The organism is Pseudomonas sp. Nvir (assembly GCF_963778085.1).
Classification (GTDB): domain Bacteria; phylum Pseudomonadota; class Gammaproteobacteria; order Pseudomonadales; family Pseudomonadaceae; genus Aquipseudomonas; species Aquipseudomonas juntendi.
In genome coordinates, this window is record NZ_CAVZVN010000029.1 from 1 (window position 1) to 1,183 (window position 1,183).

General features: G+C 57.2%; 1 protein-coding gene. It reads right to left on the reverse strand.

From position 1 onward, the window contains the following. The coding region (gene urtA, locus AACG97_RS00235) for an urea ABC transporter substrate-binding protein (protein ID WP_338463238.1) at window positions 1-1,118 on the reverse strand (1,118 nt) is incomplete at its 3' end. Between the last annotated feature and the right edge of the window lie 65 nt (window positions 1,119-1,183).

A 1,183-nucleotide genomic window follows, 5' to 3' on the forward strand; every position in this document is an offset into this window, starting at 1 on the left:
AGATGATGGTTAGTGGCATCCATGGTCAGGGTAAAACCGGACGGCGCGTTGAAGGTCTGCCCGGCCATCGCCTCGCGCACTTTATCGACATCGGTGGTGCCCGCTTTGGTCACCGCCTGCGCCCACATATGCAGACCCACCCAGGTCGCTTCCATCGGATCGTTGGTCACCACCGTATCGGCATTCGGCAGCTTGTGCGCTTTGGCGTACGCGCGATAGTCGGCGACGAAGGCTTTGTTGGTCGGATTATCGACGGACTCAAAGTAGTTCCATGCCGCGAGGTTGCCGACCAGCGGTTTGGTATCGATGCCGCGCAGCTCTTCTTCCCCTACCGAGAAGGCCACCACCGGCACATCGGTCGCTTTCAGACCCTGGTTAGCCAGCTCTTTGTAGAACGGCACATTGGAATCGCCATTGATGGTGGAGACCACCGCCGTTTTGCCACCGGCGGAGAATTTTTTGATATTGGCGACGATGGTCTGGTAATCGCTGTAGCCGAACGGGGTGTAGACCTCCTCGATATCTTTGTCCTGGATCCCTTTGGCATGCAGGAAGGCGCGGAGGATCTTGTTGGTGGTGCGCGGATAGACGTAGTCCGTCCCCAGCAGGAAGAAACGTTTGGCGCCGCCGCCATCCTCACTTAGCAAGTATTCCACCGCCGGGATAGCCTGCTGGTTAGGCGCCGCGCCGGTATAGAAGACGTTGGGGGACATCTCTTCCCCTTCATACTGAACCGGGTAGAACAGCAGGCCGTTCAGCTCCTCAAACACCGGCAGCACCGATTTACGTGAGACCGACGTCCAGCAGCCAAACACCACCGCCACTTTATCCTGGGCCAGCAGCTGGCGTGCCTTCTCGGCAAACAGCGGCCAGTTGGAGGCCGGGTCGACCACCACCGGCTCCAGCTTCTTGCCCAGTACCCCGCCTTTGGCGTTGATGTCGTCGATGGCCATCAGCGCGACGTCCTTCAGCGGCGTTTCGGAAATCGCCATCGTCCCGGAGAGCGAATGCATGATCCCGACTTTGATGGTGTCGGCGGCATAGGCCTGGAATGAAAGACCCATAGCCATTACAGAGGCGGAGAGTGCAAAAGCTTTTAATAACGTTCTACGTTGCATGATTCACTCCTGAGTAGCGCAAAAATAAAGAATTAACAGCTAACCAGAGGTGATAAGGCAAAAAC